This window comes from Streptomyces sp. NPDC012794, assembly GCF_042901085.1.
Classification (GTDB): Bacteria; Actinomycetota; Actinomycetes; order Streptomycetales; family Streptomycetaceae; genus Streptomyces.
In genome coordinates this window covers 1824-5123 of sequence record NZ_JBIBCI010000048.1, presented here as the reverse complement: position 1 = coordinate 5123, position 3300 = coordinate 1824, and the positions used below count along the sequence as shown (strand labels likewise).

1 rRNA gene is annotated in these 3300 nt (G+C 57.0%); it reads right to left on the bottom strand.

The features are described 5' to 3' along the window. Nucleotides 1-32: 32 nt before the first annotated feature. Nucleotides 33-3155: ribosomal RNA gene (locus ACFY7H_RS33940) — 23S ribosomal RNA — on the bottom strand. Nucleotides 3156-3300 lie beyond the last annotated feature (145 nt).

Genomic DNA, 3300 nt, shown 5'->3' with positions numbered 1-3300 from the left:
CTTCAGAACTAACACAGTGGACGCGAGCAACTGAGGACAAGCCCTCGGCCTATTAGTACCAGTCAGCTCCACCCGTTACCGGGCTTCCACATCTGGCCTATCAACCCAGTCGTCTACTGGGAGCCTTACCCTCTCAAGGAGGTGGGAATACTCATCTCGAAGCAGGCTTCCCGCTTAGATGCTTTCAGCGGTTATCCTTTCCGAACGTAGCCAACCAGCCATGCCCTTGGCAGGACAACTGGCACACCAGAGGTTCGTCCGTCCCGGTCCTCTCGTACTAGGGACAGCCCTTCTCAATATTCCTACGCGCACAGCGGATAGGGACCGAACTGTCTCACGACGTTCTAAACCCAGCTCGCGTACCGCTTTAATGGGCGAACAGCCCAACCCTTGGGACCGACTCCAGCCCCAGGATGCGACGAGCCGACATCGAGGTGCCAAACCATCCCGTCGATATGGACTCTTGGGGAAGATCAGCCTGTTATCCCCGGGGTACCTTTTATCCGTTGAGCGACGGCGCTTCCACAAGCCACCGCCGGATCACTAGTCCCGACTTTCGTCCCTGCTCGACCCGTCGGTCTCACAGTCAAGCTCCCTTGTGCACTTACACTCAACACCTGATTGCCAACCAGGCTGAGGGAACCTTTGGGCGCCTCCGTTACCCTTTGGGAGGCAACCGCCCCAGTTAAACTACCCATCAGACACTGTCCCTGATCCGGATCACGGACCGAGGTTAGACATCCAGCACGACCAGAGTGGTATTTCAACGGCGACTCCACAACCACTGGCGTGGCTGCTTCAAAGTCTCCCACCTATCCTACACAAGCCGAACCGAACACCAATATCAAACTGTAGTAAAGGTCCCGGGGTCTTTCCGTCCTGCTGCGCGAAACGAGCATCTTTACTCGTAGTGCAATTTCACCGGGCCTATGGTTGAGACAGTCGAGAAGTCGTTACGCCATTCGTGCAGGTCGGAACTTACCCGACAAGGAATTTCGCTACCTTAGGATGGTTATAGTTACCACCGCCGTTTACTGGCGCTTAAGTTCTCAGCTTCGCAACCCCGAAAGGTCACTAACCGGTCCCCTTAACGTTCCAGCACCGGGCAGGCGTCAGTCCGTATACATCGCCTTACGGCTTCGCACGGACCTGTGTTTTTAGTAAACAGTCGCTTCTCGCTGGTCTCTGCGGCCACCCCCAGCTCAGAGAGCAAGTCTCATCACCAGGAATGGCCCCCCTTCTCCCGAAGTTACGGGGGCATTTTGCCGAGTTCCTTAACCATAGTTCACCCGAACGCCTCGGTATTCTCTACCTGACCACCTGAGTCGGTTTAGGGTACGGGCCGCCATGAAACTCGCTAGAGGCTTTTCTCGACAGCATAGGATCATCCACTTCACCACAATCGGCTCGGCATCAGGTCTCAGCCTTAACGTGTGACGGATTTGCCTACCACACGGCCTACACCCTTACCCCGGGACAACCACCGCCCGGGCTGGACTACCTTCCTGCGTCACCCCATCGCTTACCTACTACCACCTTGGATCGCCGGCTCCACCACTTTCCATTCCCCGAAGGGTCCGGAACGGCTTCACGGGCTTAGCATCAGAGGATTCGATATTGGGCGTTTCAAAGCGGGTACCGGAATATCAACCGGTTGTCCATCGACTACGCCTGTCGGCCTCGCCTTAGGTCCCGACTTACCCTGGGCAGATCAGCTTGACCCAGGAACCCTTAGTCAATCGGCGCACACGTTTCTCACGTGTGTATCGCTACTCATGCCTGCATTCTCACTCGTGAACCGTCCACAACTAGCTTCCGCTGCTGCTTCACCCGGCACACGACGCTCCCCTACCCATCACAGCGGGCGTTGGCCCTATAGCTGCAATGACACGACTTCGGCGGTACGCTTGAGCCCCGCTACATTGTCGGCGCGGAATCACTTGACCAGTGAGCTATTACGCACTCTTTCAAGGGTGGCTGCTTCTAAGCCAACCTCCTGGTTGTCTCTGCGACTCCACATCCTTTCCCACTTAGCGTACGCTTGGGGGCCTTAGTCGATGCTCTGGGCTGTTTCCCTCTCGACCATGGAGCTTATCCCCCACAGTCTCACTGCCGTGCTCTCACTTACCGGCATTCGGAGTTTGGCTAAGGTCAGTAACCCGGTAGGGCCCATCGCCTATCCAGTGCTCTACCTCCGGCAAGAAACACACGACGCTGCACCTAAATGCATTTCGGGGAGAACCAGCTATCACGGAGTTTGATTGGCCTTTCACCCCTAACCACAGGTCATCCCCCAGGTTTTCAACCCTGGTGGGTTCGGTCCTCCACGAAGTCTTACCTCCGCTTCAACCTGCCCATGGCTAGATCACTCCGCTTCGGGTCTAGAGCGTGCAACTCAATCGCCCTATTCGGACTCGCTTTCGCTACGGCTTCCCCACACGGGTTAACCTCGCTACACACCGCTAACTCGCAGGCTCATTCTTCAAAAGGCACGCAGTCACGACGTCACATGCAAGCATGCAACGCGACGCTCCCACGGCTTGTAGGCACACGGTTTCAGGTACTATTTCACTCCGCTCCCGCGGTACTTTTCACCATTCCCTCACGGTACTATCCGCTATCGGTCACCAGGGAATATTTAGGCTTAGCGGGTGGTCCCGCCAGATTCACACGGGATTTCTCGGGCCCCGTGCTACTTGGGAGATGAGCAAGCAAGCCGCTGATGTTTCGTCTACGGGGGTCTTACCCTCTACGCCGGACCTTTCGCATGTCCTTCGACTACATCAACGGTTTCTGACTCGCCGACCGGCCGGCAGACCGATCAAGCTCATTCCCACAACCCCGCATGCGCAACCCCTGCCGGGTCTCACACGCATACGGTTTAGCCTCATCCGGTTTCGCTCGCCACTACTCCCGGAATCACGGTTGTTTTCTCTTCCTGAGGGTACTGAGATGTTTCACTTCCCCTCGTTCCCTCCACATGCCCTATGTGTTCAGGCATGGGTGACAGCCCATGACGACTGCCGGGTTTCCCCATTCGGACACCCCCGGATCAAAGCTCAGTTGGCAGCTCCCCGGGGCCTATCGCGGCCTCTCACGTCCTTCATCGGTTCCTGGTGCCAAGGCATCCACCGTGCGCCCTTAAAAACTTGGCCACAGATGCTCGCGTCCACTGTGTAGTTCTCAAATAACGACCAGCCACCCATCACCCCACCGGACAAACCGATGAGTTCACTGGGGCCGGCACTGAAGACTGACCAAACGGCCGCGCCCTCAGGACCCAACAACGTGCCAGGCACG